Origin of the sequence: Streptomyces sp. NPDC059851 (assembly GCF_042732005.1) — a bacterium.
Lineage (GTDB): Bacteria > Actinomycetota > Actinomycetes > Streptomycetales > Streptomycetaceae > Streptomyces.
The window spans coordinates 1-14,857 of sequence record NZ_JBHWJJ010000175.1 but is presented as its reverse complement, the minus strand read 5'-3'; the positions used below and the strand labels follow the sequence as shown (position 1 = coordinate 14,857).

Here is a 14,857-nt window from a genome sequence, read left to right as displayed (position 1 = left end):
TTTTTATATCCTACTGGTGGGGTACCCCCAACGGGCCCGCCGGTTATTCCCGCGCGCCCCCCCCCCGGTTCGGGGGGGGGGGGTGCCCGGCGCGTCCGCGACACCTGGACGCGGACACGACGACCGGTCGAACGAGGGTCACTTGAACTTGGCGCTCACCGCGTCGAAGATCCCCTTGGCCTCGGGGCCGAGCCGCGGCCCGGCCAGCCAGCCCGCCTTCGCCGGGCCGATCGACGTGTTCGAGATCAGCACCGGCTTGCCGTTGCTGCCCGTCGCGACCCAGCCGCCGCCGGAGGAGCCGCCCGTCATCGTGCAGCCGATGCGGTACATCACCGGGTCGTTCGCCTTCAGCGACAACCGGCCCGGCTTGTCCGTGCACTGGTAGGCCTTCTGGCCGTCGAACGGGGCCGCCGCCGGGTAACCCGTCGCGGTCATGCTCGCCACCTTCGGCACCGCCGGAGCGTTGAACTCCACGGGGAGTGCCCCGCCGACCGTCTCCTCCAGGGACTTGCCCGAGCCCTTCTCCGGGGCGACGTGCAGCACCGCGAAGTCGTACGGGGCACCCGCACCGCCCGACGGGCCGCCCTGCGCGATCCACTGGTCCGAGGTCTGCGCCCAGTCGCTCCACCACACGCCGTACGGGGCCACCTCCTGCCGCGGCGCGCCCTTGAGCTGCGCCGAAGGCTTGCCCGCATTGTTGTACGAGGGGACGAAGGCGATGTTGCGGTACCAGCCGCCCGCCTTGCCCGCGTGCACGCAGTGGCCCGCCGTCCACACCAGGTTGGACTTGCCCGGGTGGGCCGGGTCCTTGACCACGGTCGCCGAGCACACCATCGAGCCCTCGGGGCCGTCGAAGAAGACCTTGCCGGAGTACGGGACGGTCGAGTGGTACGGCGTGGCGGCCGGCTTCGCCGCGACCGCCGCCGGGGTGGGGTCGGTGACGCCCTGGTCCTTGCCGGCGTCCGGGTCGATGGCCGGCGGCTGCGGGGTCTTGGCCGCCTCACGCATGCGGTCCGGATCCCACAGACCTTCGATGACCGGGTTGATGTAGTCGCCCGCCTCGCGGAGCCAGTCCTCCTTGTTCCAGTTCTTCCACTCACCTCCCCGCCACTTCTCCAGGTCTATGCCGTGCTGCTTCAGCTTGTCCTTGAGCTGGTCAGGGATCTTGATCCCGTCGGCTCCCGGCGGGACGCTCGCCGCCACGGTCGGCTTGGCGTCTCCGCCGGCCTCCCCGTCGCCGGGTCCGCAGGCGGCGGCGGTCATCGCGAGTGCCGCCGCGCACAGAATCGCGGTGACCGGTCGGTTCGGTCGCATGTCGTCAATCCCCCTGGTGTTTCCGGGCGTGGGCGGCGGCCGCGGTGGGGTGCGGGCCGCCGAAAGTGCAGCACCCCACTATGCCGCTGCAGTTGGGGACGGCACAGCCGGGGCCCGTGGTTCCCTGTGGCGGCCAGGTGCCGGCCCGGCTCCCGGCTCGGCTCCCGGCCCGGCTCCCGGCTCGGCACCCGGCTCGGCACCCGTCCTGCTTCCGCGAGGCGCCGCGTACCGGAGACGGCGCACCGGTCTCACGCGTACCGGTACCGCGCACCGGTCACCGCGCACCGGTGAGGCGCACCGATGAGGCGCGGCGGTAAGGCGCACCGCAAGGATCTTGTGTCGGCCCGTGTTCAGCGGTCGTCACCGTCGTTGGTACGTACGGGGGATGGGGCGCCGTGTCCGTGTTCGAGGCGCAACCGGGTAGAGCAGTCCGTGCGGGAGGTCCGACACTCGTGGCTTTGACCGAGCATGACGTGGCGTCGGGCGGTACGCCCGCCGACCGTCCGCCCCTGCCCCAACTGCCGGGCGCCACCCCGGCGCACGTGCCGGCGCACGCCCCGGTGCGGGCGAGCCGGGCGGCGCCGGGACGGGGAGGCGTGGGCCGAGGGGGAGCGGAGGCGGCGGAGGGCATCCTGCGGCGCCAGGCGGTGCGGGAGTCGGCCGCCCGTACGTACGCCCATTCCCTGCCGATCGTCCCGGTCCGTGCCCGCGGCCTCACCATCGAGGGCGCTGATGGTCGCCGCTACCTCGACTGTCTCTCCGGCGCGGGCAGTCTGGCCCTGGGCCACAACCACCCGGTGGTGCTCGAAGCCGTCCGCGGCGTCCTCGACTCCGGCGCCCCCCTGCACGTACTGGACCTGGCAACTCCGGTCAAAGACGCCTTCACCACCGAGCTGTTCGCCACCCTGCCCGCGGAACTCTCCGCAGACGCCCGCATCCAGTTCTGCGGGCCCACCGCAGCGGACGCCGTCGAAGCCGCCCTCAAGCTGGTCCGCACCGCGACCGGGCGCTCGGGGCTGCTCGCGTTCACCGGTGCCTCCCACGGCATGACCGCCGGGGCCGGCGAGGAACGCGTGACCCGGCTTCCCTATCCACAGGACTTCCGCTGCCCGTTCGGCGTCGGCGGCGCCGAGGGCGCCCGGCTCGGGGCCCGCTGGACCGAGAGCCTCCTGGACGACCCCAAGGGCGGGGTGCCGGCCCCGGCCGGCATGCTCGTCGAGCCGGTGCAGGGCGAGGGCGGGGTCCTACCGGCCCCGGACTCCTGGCTGCGCCGCATGCGCGAGATCACCGGGGCGCGCGGGATCCCGCTGATCGCGGACGAGGTGCAGACGGGTGTCGGCCGGACCGGGGCCTTCTGGGGCGTCGACCACGCCGGGGTGGTCCCGGACGTGATGGTCATGTCCAAGGCGATCGGCGGCAGCCTCCCGCTCGCGGTGATCGTCTACCGCTCCGGCCTGGACGTCTGGGCCCCCGGCGCCCACGCCGGTACCTTCCGCGGGAACCAGCTGGCCATGGCCGCCGGCACCGCCACGCTGGCCTTCGTACGGCAGCACCGTCTCGCCGAGCACGCCGGAACGCTGGGCGCGCGGATGCTCACCGCCCTGCGCGGCCTGGCGACGGACCACCCCTGCGTCGGCGACGTCCGCGGACGCGGCCTGATGATCGGTGTCGAACTGGTCGACCCCGACACCGGGGCCGCGGCCCCCGACTTCGCCGCGGCCGTCCGGCAGGAGTGCCTCAGGCGAGGCCTGATCGTCGACCTCGGCGGCCGCCACTCCAACGTCGTACGGCTCCTGCCCCCACTGACCCTCACCGACGAGCAGGCCGACGCCATCCTCGACCGCCTCGCCGACGCGATTCCCGCCGCCGCAGCCCGCCGCCCCCACTGACCCCCGAGGACCCCCCGATGCCCGACCCCAGCGCCCCGCCCCCCACCGGTACCCCGCCCCCCGCTCCCGTCCCCACCCCCGCCCCCACGCTCGAACCCGCCCCGCCCCCCTCATCGCCCCACCCCGCGGGCCCCGTCCCCATGCCCCCGCCCCCTCTTCCACCCAGCCTGCGCCTCCCCTCCCCGGAGGGTTCCGCGCCCCCCTCACCCCCCTCACCCCAACCACCCGGGGCCGACCACCCCACACCCCGGCCGACCGGAGGCCCCGTACAGCCCGCCCCCGCGCTCACCCGGCCGACGGAACAGGCACCTCCAGCCAGCACTCCGCCGCCGGTGCAGGGGCCGACACCCGACGGGGCGCCCCCGCCACCCCGGCCCCGAACCCCGGGACAGGCGCACCCTCCGACCAGCCGACAGTCCGGGCCCGAGCCGACGGCGCTCGCTCCCACGGCCGACCCCGCCCCGCTCGGGGCCCCCGAGCAGACTGCCCACCGCCCTCCGGTTGCCCCGCGGCCCAACCCGAAGACCGATCCGGCAGATCCGGGCCCGGCCCTCGAAGCCTTGCCCCGGTCACCCGCCGACCCGCCGCCCGGCCCGCTCTCCGCGGAGGGCCGCGGTCCGGCGGGGCACCTCTGTCCGCCAGCCCGGCGGTCAAGCCCGGAAGCCGTGCCGGCGGATCCGATCCCGATGCCCGAGCCTGTGCCCCAGCCACCCGCTGACCAGCTACCCCGCCCAGCCGTCGCGGAGGTCCGAGGTCCGGCGGCGGATCCCTCATCGATCGCTCGGCGGCTCACTCCGGAAGCCGAGCCGCCGGGGCCGGGGCCCACGGTCGGGCCGCTCACCGGCCCTGCGCCCCGTCCAGCTCCTGCCGGCGCGCTGAGGAGGGCCGTGCACCCCGCACCGGCCACCCAGCAGTCCGTCCCGGAGGCCAACTCGGCTGGGCCGGGGGACACGGCCGAGCCACCGCAGCCGCCCGCATCCGCAGCGCAGTCCGACCCGGTCAGGTCCGCCGGCCCCGGCAGCTCGGAGTATCTGCCCTCCGCCGCGGCGGACGCGTCCACGGACTCGGGGCACGCCGTGGACGCCCTACCCCTGGCTGCCGGAGCGGGCGACCGAGGGGAGTCCCCTCACCGCTTCCCCCTCGAAACGCCCGCCGGGCAGGCGCCCACGCCCGGAGCAGCGGACCTGCCCGCGAGAGTCCTCCACGACGACCCGGTACGGCCCGCCGAGCCGGGAAGCCACCCGGAGGTCCCACACGTCCCCCAGGGCCCAGAGGGCCCGTCGGGCCGGGATGCCGAGAAGCGGCAGCTTGCTCCCGCGGCGCCTGGGCCCGGGGTTCCAGCGGCTCGGGGCACGCAGCCGGGGCGTCCCGGAGCGGCCCGGCACGGCGCGCAGGCCGGCCCCGCCGACGCTTCCGCCGAGCCCCCCGGTGCGGCTCGGCCGGCGACCGCCCCGCACTCCGGTCGCCCCGGGGCTTCGGACGCGGGCGGACCCCCGGCGCGGTGGCTTCCGCCCGGGGCTGCGCAGGCACCCGGGCACCCTGCCCCGCCGCCGCCCGAGCCCCAGCGTCCGGCCGTGCCGGGCGCCGCCCCGCAGGCAGACGGGGGTGTCAGCCCGACGGCTGGTGCCGAGCACGGCCTCGGGGACGCCGCCCCCGAGCCGTCCCTGCACGGCGGCCCCCACCAGGACCCCCGCGGCCCCGACTCGCCGGACGCCCGCGCAGGCAAGGGAGGCCCCGCCGGGGGAGAGGCCGGCCCGCAGTCGCCGACTCCACAGCGGGCCCCGGCTGCTGCGGCCCTGGTGCCCCGCCAGAACCACGGCTCGGTCCGCATGCGCGCGGGCTACGCGGGACCGGCCGGGACGGAACCCGCAATGCTGCCCGACCTGTTGGACCACCCCGACCCGGCGACCGCCGCCGAGGCCGCGACGGTGGAGAACCTCCTGCGCTGCTGGGTCCGCGAGACCGGCATCGGCCGTCCCGACGGGCCTGCCGGAACCCTGCTCCGCATCCCCCTCCCCGCGTCCGGCACCGCCCTGCTCGTCGCCGTCCGCTACTGGTCCCCTTCCGGCTGGCACCGCTTCGCGCCCGCCCGACTCGAAGGCGCCCCCGCCCACGCCCCGGCCTTGGACGCCGTCACCCTCGCTTCGCTCATCGCCCGCGAGGGCAGCCCCGTCGGCCCCTTCGGCCGTGGCGGCACCGAACTCGTCGGCCGGGTCGCCGACTCGGTACGCCGGACCGCCGAGTTCATCGCCGACCGGCGCGCACGGCCCACCCCGCCCGCTCCCGTCGCCGGTGACCTCTTCCTCACCGCCGAACAGTCCCTCCTCCTCGGCCACCCCCTCCAACCCGATCCGAAGAGCCGCGAAGGGCTCTCCGTGAGCGAAGCGCACCGCTACTCACCCGAACTCCACGGCTCCTTCCCCCTCCACTGGTTCGCCGTCGCCCCTTCCGCCCTCGCCACCGACTCGGCCTGGACCGAGCGAGGCCGCCCGGTGACCGCTGCCCGGCTCCTGGGCCGGCTCGCCCCCGAGCTCCCGCTGCCCGACGGCACCACCCCCCTCCCCGTCCACCCCTGGCAGGCACGCGACCTGCTGCAACGCCCAGCCGTCGCCGCCCTCCGCGACGCCGGGCTCCTGCACGACCTCGGTCCGCACGGCGAACCTTGGTTCCCCACCTCCTCCGTCCGCACCGTCCACCGGACCGGTGCCCCCGCAATGCTCAAGCTCTCCCTCGGCCTGCGCATCCCCGGCTCCCGCCGGGAGAACCTCCGCAAGGAGCTCCTCCGCGGCGTCGAGGTGCACCGGCTGCTCCGCACCGGCCTCGCGGAACAGTGGCGGGCCGCCCACCCCGGCTTCGACATCGTGCGCGACCCCGCTTGGGCCGCCGTCGACTCACTGGACGGCACCCCTGTCCCCGGACTCGACGTCGTACTGCGCCACAACCCCTTCCGCTCCCGCGACGACGTCCTGTGCCTGGCCGCACTCACCGCGCCCCGCCCGTGGCCGGGCCGGACCACCGTGCACTCACGGCTCGCCGAAACCGTCTCCCGGCTCGCCGTCTCCACCGGCCGCCCCGCCTCCGCCGTCGCAGCCGAGTGGTTCCTGCGCTACCTCAACCATGTCGTCCTGCCCGTCCTCTCCTTCGACGCGCTGGCCGGCATCGTCCTCGAAGCGCACCAGCGCAACACGCTGGTCGTGCTCGACGCGGCCGGCTGGCCGGTCGGCGGCCGGTACCGCGGCAACCAGGGCTACTGGTTCCGAGCGTCCCGCCGCGCGGAACTGGAACGCCGGATCCCCGGTACGGGCAGCGCCAGCGAAAGCTTCGCTTCCGATGCCGTCGCCGACGAGCGCTTCACCTACCACCTGGGCATCGACAACGTGCTCGGCCTCATCGGGGCCTTCGGGTCCCAGCGGCTCGCCGACGAACGCGTCCTGCTCGCAGCGTTCCGGCGCTTCCTCGGCAAAGCCTCCGACCTCGGCCCCTTGCCCGCGCGGCTGCTCGACTCACCCACCCTGCGCTGCAAGGCGAACCTGCTCACCCGCCTGTCCGGCCCCGACGAACTCGTCGGCCCCCTTGGCCCTCTCGGCCCCCTCGGCTCCCCGCCCGTCTACGTCACCATCACCAACCCCCTCCACGAGTGAGCCCGATGCCCTCCACCGAAACCGAAGCCCCCGCCCCCGCCGCAGGGCCCGTCACCTCCCGCCCCGCCGCATTCCGGATCGCGGCCCGGCTGCTGCCCCTGCTCGCCGAAGCCGACCTGCTCGACTCCCCGGCCGGATGGGGCAGCGTCACCACCGCGGCAGGGGCCTTCCACCTGGAACCCGTCCGCCTCGGCCGCGACCTGGAACTCCTCACCCGGTGGATGAACGACCCCGAGGTGGCCGCTTACTGGGAACTCGCCGGACCCCCCTCCGTCACCGCCGCACACCTACGGGCCCAGCTCGACGGCGACGGCAGCAGCGTCCCCTGCATCGGTTACCTCGACGGTGCGCCGATGAGCTACTGGGAGATCTACCGGGCCGACCTCGACCCTGTCGCCGGCCACTACCGCGCCTGCCCCCACGACACCGGTATCCACCTGCTCATCGGAGACGGCACGAACCGCGGTCGCGGCCTGGGCCGGACCCTGTTGCGCGCCGTCGCCAACCTGGTCCTCGACAACCGCCCGCGCTGCACCCGCGTGATCGCCGAACCGGACGCCCGCAACATCCCCTCCGTGTCGGCCTTCCTGGCCTCCGGCTTCCGCTGCTCCACCGAAATCGACCTCCCCGGGAAGCGCGCGGCCCTGATGATCAGGGAGCGGGTGCTGCGCACTCTCATCTGACGGTCGCACCCCGCCCCGGGTCCCTGACGTCGCATGCCCCTCTGCCCCCTCTGCTGCGTCGTGCCTCTGCACCAGTCCTTTCACTTCCGAAAACTCTGCGTTGCGCAGCAAGGTTCCCGGGGTGCGGAGGTTCACCCGGGAGGGTGAGACCGCAGCCCCTGTGCCGCTCCCGGCAAAGGTGACCGGGGGCGTTTGTGTCGGCCATGCATCCTCGCCGTGGACGTCACTGTCGGTGGCGCCCCGTAGGGTGGTAGGTGCTATGACGAAGCCCTCCCTCACCGATCTGCTGCACGCCGCCGTCTCCGCCGTCGGCGGTACGGAGCGGCCCGGCCAGGTCGCCATGGCCGAAGCCGTCGCCGAGGCGATCGACGACAACACCCACCGGCTCATCCAGGCCGGTACCGGCACCGGCAAGTCCCTCGGCTACCTGGTGCCGGCCCTCGCGCACGGCGAGCGCGTGGTCGTTGCCACGGCGACCCTGGCGCTCCAGCGGCAGCTGGTCGAGCGCGACCTGCCGCGGACGGTGGAGGCGCTGCACCCGCAGCTGCGCCGCCGCCCCCAGTTCGCCATGCTCAAGGGCCGCTCCAACTACCTGTGCCTGCACCGGCTGCACGAGGGCGCGCCGCAGGACGAGGAGGAAGGCCTCTTCGACCAGTTCGAGGCGGCCGCCCCCACCAGCAAGCTCGGACAGGACCTGCTGCGCCTGCGTGACTGGGCCGACGAGACGGAGACGGGCGACCGCGACGATCTCACACCGGGCGTTTCCGACCGGGCCTGGAGCCAGGTCTCGGTCTCCTCCCGCGAGTGCCTCGGTGCGTCGAAGTGTGCGTACGGCGCCGAGTGCTTCGCCGAGGCCGCCCGCGAGCGGGCCAAGCTCGCCGACGTGGTCGTCACCAACCATGCGCTGCTGGCCATCGATGCGATCGAGGGAGCCCCCGTCCTGCCCCAGCACGAGGTGCTGATCGTGGACGAGGCCCACGAGCTCGTGTCCCGCGTGACCGGCGTCGCCACTGGTGAGCTCACCCCCGGCCAGGTCAACCGCGCCGTCAAGCGCGCCGCGAAGCTCGTCGACGAGAAGACCGCCGACGCCCTGCAAACCGCCTCGGAGTCATTCGAGCGGGTCATGGAGCTGGCCCTCCCCGGCCGGCTCCAGGAGATCCCGGAGGACCTCGGATACGCGCTGACCTCGCTGCGGGACGCCGCACGCAACGTGATCTCGGCGATCGGGGCGACCAGGGACAAGTCCGTCCACGACGAGGACGCGGTCCGCAAGCAGGCACTCGCCTCCGTGGAAAACGTCCACGCAGTGGCGGAGCGGATCATCGCCGGCTCCGAGTACGACGTCGTCTGGTACGAGCGCCACGACCGGTTCGGTGCCACCCTCCGCGTGGCCCCGTTGTCGGTGTCCGGGCTGCTGCGCGAGAAGCTGTTCGAGGACCGCTCCGTGGTCCTGACCTCGGCGACCCTCAAGCTGGGCGGGGACTTCAACGGCGTTGCGGCCTCGCTGGGGCTGTCCCCCGAGGGCCTGGAGGGGGACGACGCGCCCGTCTGGAAGGGCATGGACGTCGGCTCGCCGTTCGACTACCCCAAGCAGGGCATCCTCTACGTCGCCAAGCACCTCGCGACCCCCGGCCGCGAGGGCACCCGCGGCGACATGATGGACGAGCTCGCCGAGCTGATCGAGGCGGCCGGTGGACGCACCCTCGGCCTCTTCTCCTCCATGCGAGGCGCCAAGGCGGCCGCCGAGGAGCTCCGTGGCCGGCTCGACCACCCGATCCTGCTCCAGGGCGAGGAAACCCTGGGCGAGCTGATCAAGACGTTCGCCGCCGATCCGAAGACCTGCCTGTTCGGGACGCTGTCCCTCTGGCAGGGCGTGGACGTCCCGGGCCCGAGCTGCCAGCTCGTGATCATGGACAGGATCCCGTTCCCGCGTCCCGACGACCCGCTGATGAGCGCCCGGCAGAAGTCGGTCGAGGAGCACGGAGGCAACGGGTTCATGGCGGTCGCCGCCACGCATGCCGCCCTGCTGATGGCTCAGGGTGCGGGCCGGCTCGTACGGGCGGCTGGGGACCGCGGCGTCGTCGCGGTACTCGACCCCCGCCTGGCCACGGCCCGCTACGGGAGTTTCTTGAAGTCCTCGCTCCCGGACTTCTGGTACACCACGGACCGCAACCAGGTCCGGCGCTCCCTCGCCGCCATCGACACCGCCGCTCAGGCGGACGGGAAATAACGACACGACGTAACGGCGCGACAGCAACGACGCGGCATCGAAGCGCGTCGCAGCGGAGCACCCCGGATAGCAGCAGCGCCACACGACGGAGCCGTCGGCACCAGGACCGATCCCGGGTGCCAACGGCTGTGAGCCCAGCTGCTGCAGAGCTCGGCGCCTGCAAGGAAGTACAAGACAGCTCCGGGACCGGCGCAGTGAGTCCCGGAGCTGGACAGGGGCGCGGGATCAGACCCGGCGCAGCACGGCGACGACCTTGCCGAGGATGGTGGCCTCGTCGCCGGGGATCGGCTGGTACGCCGCGTTGTGCGGGAGCAGCCAGACGTGGCCGTCCTCGCGCTTGAACCGCTTGACCGTGGCCTCGCCGTCGAGCATGGCGGCGACGATGTCGCCGTTCTCGGCGACCGGCTGGCGGCGGACGGTGACCCAGTCGCCGTCGCAGATCGCGGCCTCGATCATCGAGTCGCCGACGACCTTGAGGACGAAGAGCTCACCGTCGCCGACGAGCTGGCGGGGGAGCGGGAACACGTCCTCCACCGACTCCTCGGCGAGGATCGGGCCGCCGGCCGCGATCCGTCCGACCAGGGGAACGTACGAGGCGGCGGGCTTGCCGGTGGTGTCGGTGGGCTGTGAGCTGGGCTGGTCCGATGCGCGGACTTCGTACGCCCGGGGCCGGTGCGGGTCGCGGCGCAGGAACCCCTTGCGCTCCAGGGCCATCAGCTGGTGGGCGACGGAGGACGTGCTGGACAGGCCCACCGCCTGGCCGATCTCCCGCATCGACGGCGGGTAGCCCCGACGCTGCACGGAGTCACGGATGACTTCGATGACCCGCCGCTGCCGGTCCGTGAGTCCGGAGCTGTCGGCGCGGATGCCTGGGGGGCGTCCTGGCAGCGAGCGCGCGGGCCGGACGGACTCGGGGTCCGGATTCGGGCTTGCTTCGTTCATGGCGTGCACCGGGTCGAGTCGGCTCTGGGAGCGGTTCTCGGCAGTGATGGCGGCACTGTCTGCGGTCGTGGTCACGTCGGCGGCCCCTCTCGAAATGTTCTCCCTAGCTGGACAACGGTAGTTGCTTTCGAAAGGTTGCGCCAAACACACGTTCGAGTGAAAAATCGCAGATCGCCCACCGTGGCCACATCGCGAGGTGTATGGCATTGGGTGATCCCCGAACGCGGGTTCGGTCCCCCGTTCCTTGTTTACGGTACCCTTCCCGCGCGGATCGGCGCCTTCCGGTCCCTCGCCAGTGTGGCACCGCGCACCCCTTCCGGCTGGTCATCGGGCCGCGACACGCGGTAGCGAAGTGCATCCGCCGCAACCCCATATCTAGTGGTTGGATGAGCGAGGTCACCCACAACTTGTGTTTCAGCGGGCTCGCGAGGCTCCCGGAATCGCATATGCTTGTGGCTGCTCCGCGAGCCCCCGACAGGGTGTGTCCCTGTCGTGCAGGGTGTGGCGGGGTGATTCAGTCGTGCCGATAGGGAGGGTGAAGGAAACCCATGCACTGCCCCTTCTGTAGGCACCCCGACAGCCGCGTCGTCGACAGCCGTACCACCGACGACGGCACGTCGATCCGCAGACGCCGCCAGTGCCCGGACTGCTCCCGTCGCTTCACGACGGTGGAGACGGCCTCGCTGATGGTGATCAAGCGCAGTGGGGTCACCGAACCCTTCAGCCGTACCAAGGTCATCTCCGGCGTGCGCAAGGCGTGCCAGGGGCGACCCGTCACCGAGGACGCCCTCGCCAAGCTCGGCCAGCGGGTCGAGGAGGCGGTGCGCGCCACCGGCAGCGCCGAGCTGACCACCCACGACGTGGGTCTGGCCATACTCGGCCCGCTCCAGGAGCTCGATCTCGTCGCGTACCTGCGGTTCGCGTCCGTGTACAAAGCGTTCGACACCCTTGAAGACTTCGAGACCGCCATCGCGGAACTGCGCGACCGGCGGCCTCGCCCCGAAGAGTGCGAGTCCGCAGGGGCCGTCCCGGTCCCCGTGCCCGCCTCCGCCACCGACTGATCGGACAGCCGCGCGCCCGGCGCGGCCCGTCTGCTCGGCCTGGCGCCGCTCCCGGTGGTAGCCGGGGGACTCCCGGTGAGCCGGGAGACGACGAAACGTAACAAGACACAGCACTGTGCCGCGGAATATCGCTGGCACTTTAGGGCGTTTTTGCCCGCATATGGGAGGCAGGCGGCATGACAGAGACGGCGAGCAGCTCGGCACGTGGTTCCCGCACCAAGGGGACCAAGGCCACTAAGGGCGGCCTGCGGATCGAGCGCATCCACACCACCCCGGGCGTGCACCCGTACGACGAGGTGAACTGGGAGCTCCGTGACGTCGTCATGACCAACTGGCGCGACGGCTCGGTCAACTTCGAGCAGCGCGGCGTCGAGTTCCCCGACTTCTGGTCGGTGAACGCGGTCAACATCGTCACCAGCAAGTACTTCCGCGGCGCCGTCGGCACCCCGCAGCGCGAGACCGGCCTGAAGCAGCTCATCGACCGCATCGTGAAGACGTACACGAAGGCCGGCGAGGACTACGGCTACTTCGCGTCCCCCGCCGACGCGGAGATCTTCGAGCACGAGCTGACCTACGCCCTCCTGCACCAGATCTTCAGCTTCAACTCCCCGGTGTGGTTCAACGTCGGCACGCCCCAGCCGCAGCAGGTCTCCGCCTGCTTCATCCTGTCCGTCGACGACTCCATGGAGTCGATCCTCGACTGGTACAAGGAAGAGGGCATGATCTTCAAGGGCGGCTCCGGTGCCGGCCTGAACCTCTCCCGCATCCGCTCCTCCAAGGAGCTCCTCTCCTCCGGCGGCAACGCCTCCGGCCCGGTCTCCTTCATGCGGGGCGCCGACGCGTCCGCCGGAACGATCAAGTCGGGCGGCGCCACCCGCCGCGCGGCCAAGATGGTCGTGCTCGACGTGGACCACCCGGACGTCGAGGACTTCATCGACACCAAGGTGAAGGAAGAGGAGAAGATCCGCGCCCTGCGCGACGCGGGCTTCGACATGGACCTGGGCGGCGACGACATCACGTCCGTCCAGTACCAGAACGCCAACAACTCCGTCCGCGTGAACGACGAGTTCATGACGGCCGTCGAGAACGGCACCAGCTTCGGCCTGCGCGCCCGCATGACCGGCGAGGTCATCGAGGAGGTCGACGCCAAGGCGCTCTTCCGCAAGATGGCCGAGGCCGCGTGGGCCTGCGCCGACCCGGGCATCCAGTACGACGGTGTGATCAACCGCTGGCACACGTGCCCCGAGTCCGGCCGCATCACCGCGTCGAACCCGTGCAGCGAGTACATGCACCTGGACAACACGTCCTGCAACCTCGCCTCGCTGAACCTGATGAAGTTCCTCGACGACGACGGCAAGGGCAACCAGTCCTTCGACGCCGCGCGCTTCGCCAAGGTCGTCGAGCTCGTCATCACGGCGATGGACATCTCGATCTGCTTCGCGGACTTCCCGACGCAGAAGATCGGTGAGAACACCCGCGCCTACCGCCAGCTCGGCATCGGCTACGCCAACCTCGGCGCCCTGCTGATGGCGACCGGCCACGCGTACGACTCGGACGGCGGCCGGACCCTCGCCGCCTCCATCACCTCGCTGATGACCGGCACCGCGTACAAGCGCTCCGCCGAGCTGGCCGCGATCGTCGGACCGTACGACGGCTACGCCCGCAACGCCGACGCCCACAAGCGCGTCATGAAGCAGCACGCCGACGCCAACGCCGCGGCGCCGCGCACCGAGGACCTCGACAACGCGATCTGGGCCGCGGCCACGGAGTCCTGGCAGGACGTCCTGCGCCTCGGCGAGAAGAACGGCTTCCGCAACGCGCAGGCCTCCGTCCTCGCCCCGACCGGCACCATCGGTCTGGCGATGTCCTGCGACACCACCGGTGTCGAGCCGGACCTGGCCCTCGTCAAGTTCAAGAAGCTGGTCGGCGGCGGCTCGATGCAGATCGTGAACGGCACCGTCCCGCAGGCGCTGCGCCGCTTGGGCTACCAGGAGGAGCAGGTCGAGGCGATCGTCGCCCACATCGCCGAGCACGGCAACGTGATCGACGCCCCCGGCCTGAAGACCGAGCACTACGAGGTCTTCGACTGTGCCATGGGCGAGCGCTCCATCTCCCCGATGGGCCACGTCCGCATGATGGCCGCCATCCAGCCGTGGATCTCCGGCGCCATCTCCAAGACGGTGAACATGCCGGAGTCGGCGACCGTCGAGGAGGTCGAGGAGATCTACTTCGAGGCCTGGAAGCTCGGCGTCAAGGCCCTCGCGATCTACCGCGACAACTGCAAGGTCGGCCAGCCCCTCTCCGCCAAGAAGAAGGAGCAGGAGAAGGCCGAGGTCACCGAGAAGGCCGAGGAGACCATCCGCGCGGCGGTCGAGAAGGTCGTCGAGTACCGCCCGGTCCGCAAGCGCCTTCCCAAGGGCCGCCCGGGCATCACCACCTCCTTCACGGTCGGCGGTGCCGAGGGCTACATGACCGCCAATTCCTACCCGGACGACGGCCTGGGCGAGGTCTTCCTGAAGATGTCGAAGCAGGGCTCCACCCTCGCGGGCATGATGGACGCCTTCTCGATCGCCGTCTCGGTGGGTCTGCAGTACGGCGTCCCGCTGGAGACCTACGTCTCGAAGTTCACCAACATGCGCTTCGAGCCCGCCGGCATGACGGACGACCCGGACGTGCGGATGGCGCAGTCGATCGTCGACTACATCTTCCGCCGCCTGGCCCTGGACTTCCTGCCGTTCGAGACCCGCTCCGCCCTCGGCATCCACACCGCCGAGGAGCGCCAGCGCCACCTCGACACCGGCTCCTACGAGCCGCTCGAGGACGAGGTCGACACGGAGTCCCTGGCCCAGTCCGCCCCGCTGGCCTCCGTTCCCGCCCCGAAGGCGCAGACCGTGACCGTCCCGGCGCCGAAGACCGCGCACTCCAGCGCGGAACTGGTCGAGATGCAGCTCGGCGTCTCCGCCGACGCCCCGCTCTGCTTCTCCTGCGGTACGAAGATGCAGCGCGCCGGCTCCTGCTACATCTGCGAGGGCTGCGGCTCCACCAGCGGCTGCAGCTGACCCGCGGCGTCGCGGCCCGGGCGGGGAGCCGCCCGTGC

Annotated in this window: 8 protein-coding genes; 6 read left to right on the top strand and 2 right to left on the bottom strand. The window is 72.3% G+C overall.

The genetic code is table 11. The features are described from left to right. Positions 1 to 138 precede the first annotated feature (138 nt). Entirely contained in the window at positions 139 to 1,314 is a 1,176-nt protein-coding gene (locus tag ACFV7Q_RS35150; RefSeq protein WP_385434989.1) for a trypsin-like serine peptidase, read from the bottom strand. Between the two features lie 596 nt (positions 1,315 to 1,910). Between ACFV7Q_RS35150 and ACFV7Q_RS35145 the strand changes: the two genes are divergently transcribed. The 4 genes from ACFV7Q_RS35145 to ACFV7Q_RS35130 all read left to right on the top strand — a co-directional run bounded on the left by ACFV7Q_RS35145 (position 1,911) and on the right by ACFV7Q_RS35130 (position 9,757). Then, on the top strand, positions 1,911 to 3,203 hold the full coding sequence (locus ACFV7Q_RS35145; RefSeq protein WP_385434990.1) for a diaminobutyrate--2-oxoglutarate transaminase family protein: 1,293 nt from the start codon (positions 1,911 to 1,913) through the stop codon (positions 3,201 to 3,203). 1,574 nt (positions 3,204 to 4,777) lie between these two features. Then, complete coding sequence (locus tag ACFV7Q_RS35140) at positions 4,778 to 6,844, top strand: IucA/IucC family protein (protein WP_385434988.1); 2,067 nt, start codon at positions 4,778 to 4,780, stop codon at positions 6,842 to 6,844. A 5-nt stretch (positions 6,845 to 6,849) separates the two neighbouring features. Continuing rightward, complete coding sequence (locus ACFV7Q_RS35135) at positions 6,850 to 7,527, top strand: GNAT family N-acetyltransferase (RefSeq protein ID WP_385434987.1); 678 nt, start codon at positions 6,850 to 6,852, stop codon at positions 7,525 to 7,527. A 259-nt stretch (positions 7,528 to 7,786) separates the two neighbouring features. Continuing rightward, positions 7,787 to 9,757 carry an ATP-dependent DNA helicase gene (locus ACFV7Q_RS35130; RefSeq protein ID WP_385434986.1) on the top strand — a complete coding sequence of 657 codons (1,971 nt, stop codon included), beginning with the start codon at positions 7,787 to 7,789 and terminating at the stop codon, positions 9,755 to 9,757. A gap of 225 nt (positions 9,758 to 9,982) precedes the next feature. On the opposite strand, the gene lexA is transcribed toward ACFV7Q_RS35130, so the two are convergent. Then, positions 9,983 to 10,774, bottom strand: a complete 792-nt coding sequence (gene lexA / locus ACFV7Q_RS35125) for a transcriptional repressor LexA (RefSeq protein WP_385434985.1) — start codon at positions 10,772 to 10,774, stop codon at positions 9,983 to 9,985. A gap of 473 nt (positions 10,775 to 11,247) precedes the next feature. Between lexA and nrdR the strand changes: the two genes are divergently transcribed. Both nrdR and ACFV7Q_RS35115 read left to right on the top strand, forming a co-directional pair. Then, positions 11,248 to 11,760 (top strand): transcriptional regulator NrdR, encoded by a 513-nt coding sequence (gene nrdR / locus ACFV7Q_RS35120; RefSeq protein WP_385434983.1) that lies wholly within the window; start codon positions 11,248 to 11,250, stop codon positions 11,758 to 11,760. Positions 11,761 to 11,936: 176 nt separating this feature from the next. Beyond that, the gene (locus ACFV7Q_RS35115) at positions 11,937 to 14,819 is read left to right on the top strand and encodes a vitamin B12-dependent ribonucleotide reductase (protein WP_385434982.1); all 2,883 of its coding nucleotides are present in this window, start codon (positions 11,937 to 11,939) and stop codon (positions 14,817 to 14,819) included. Positions 14,820 to 14,857 lie beyond the last annotated feature (38 nt).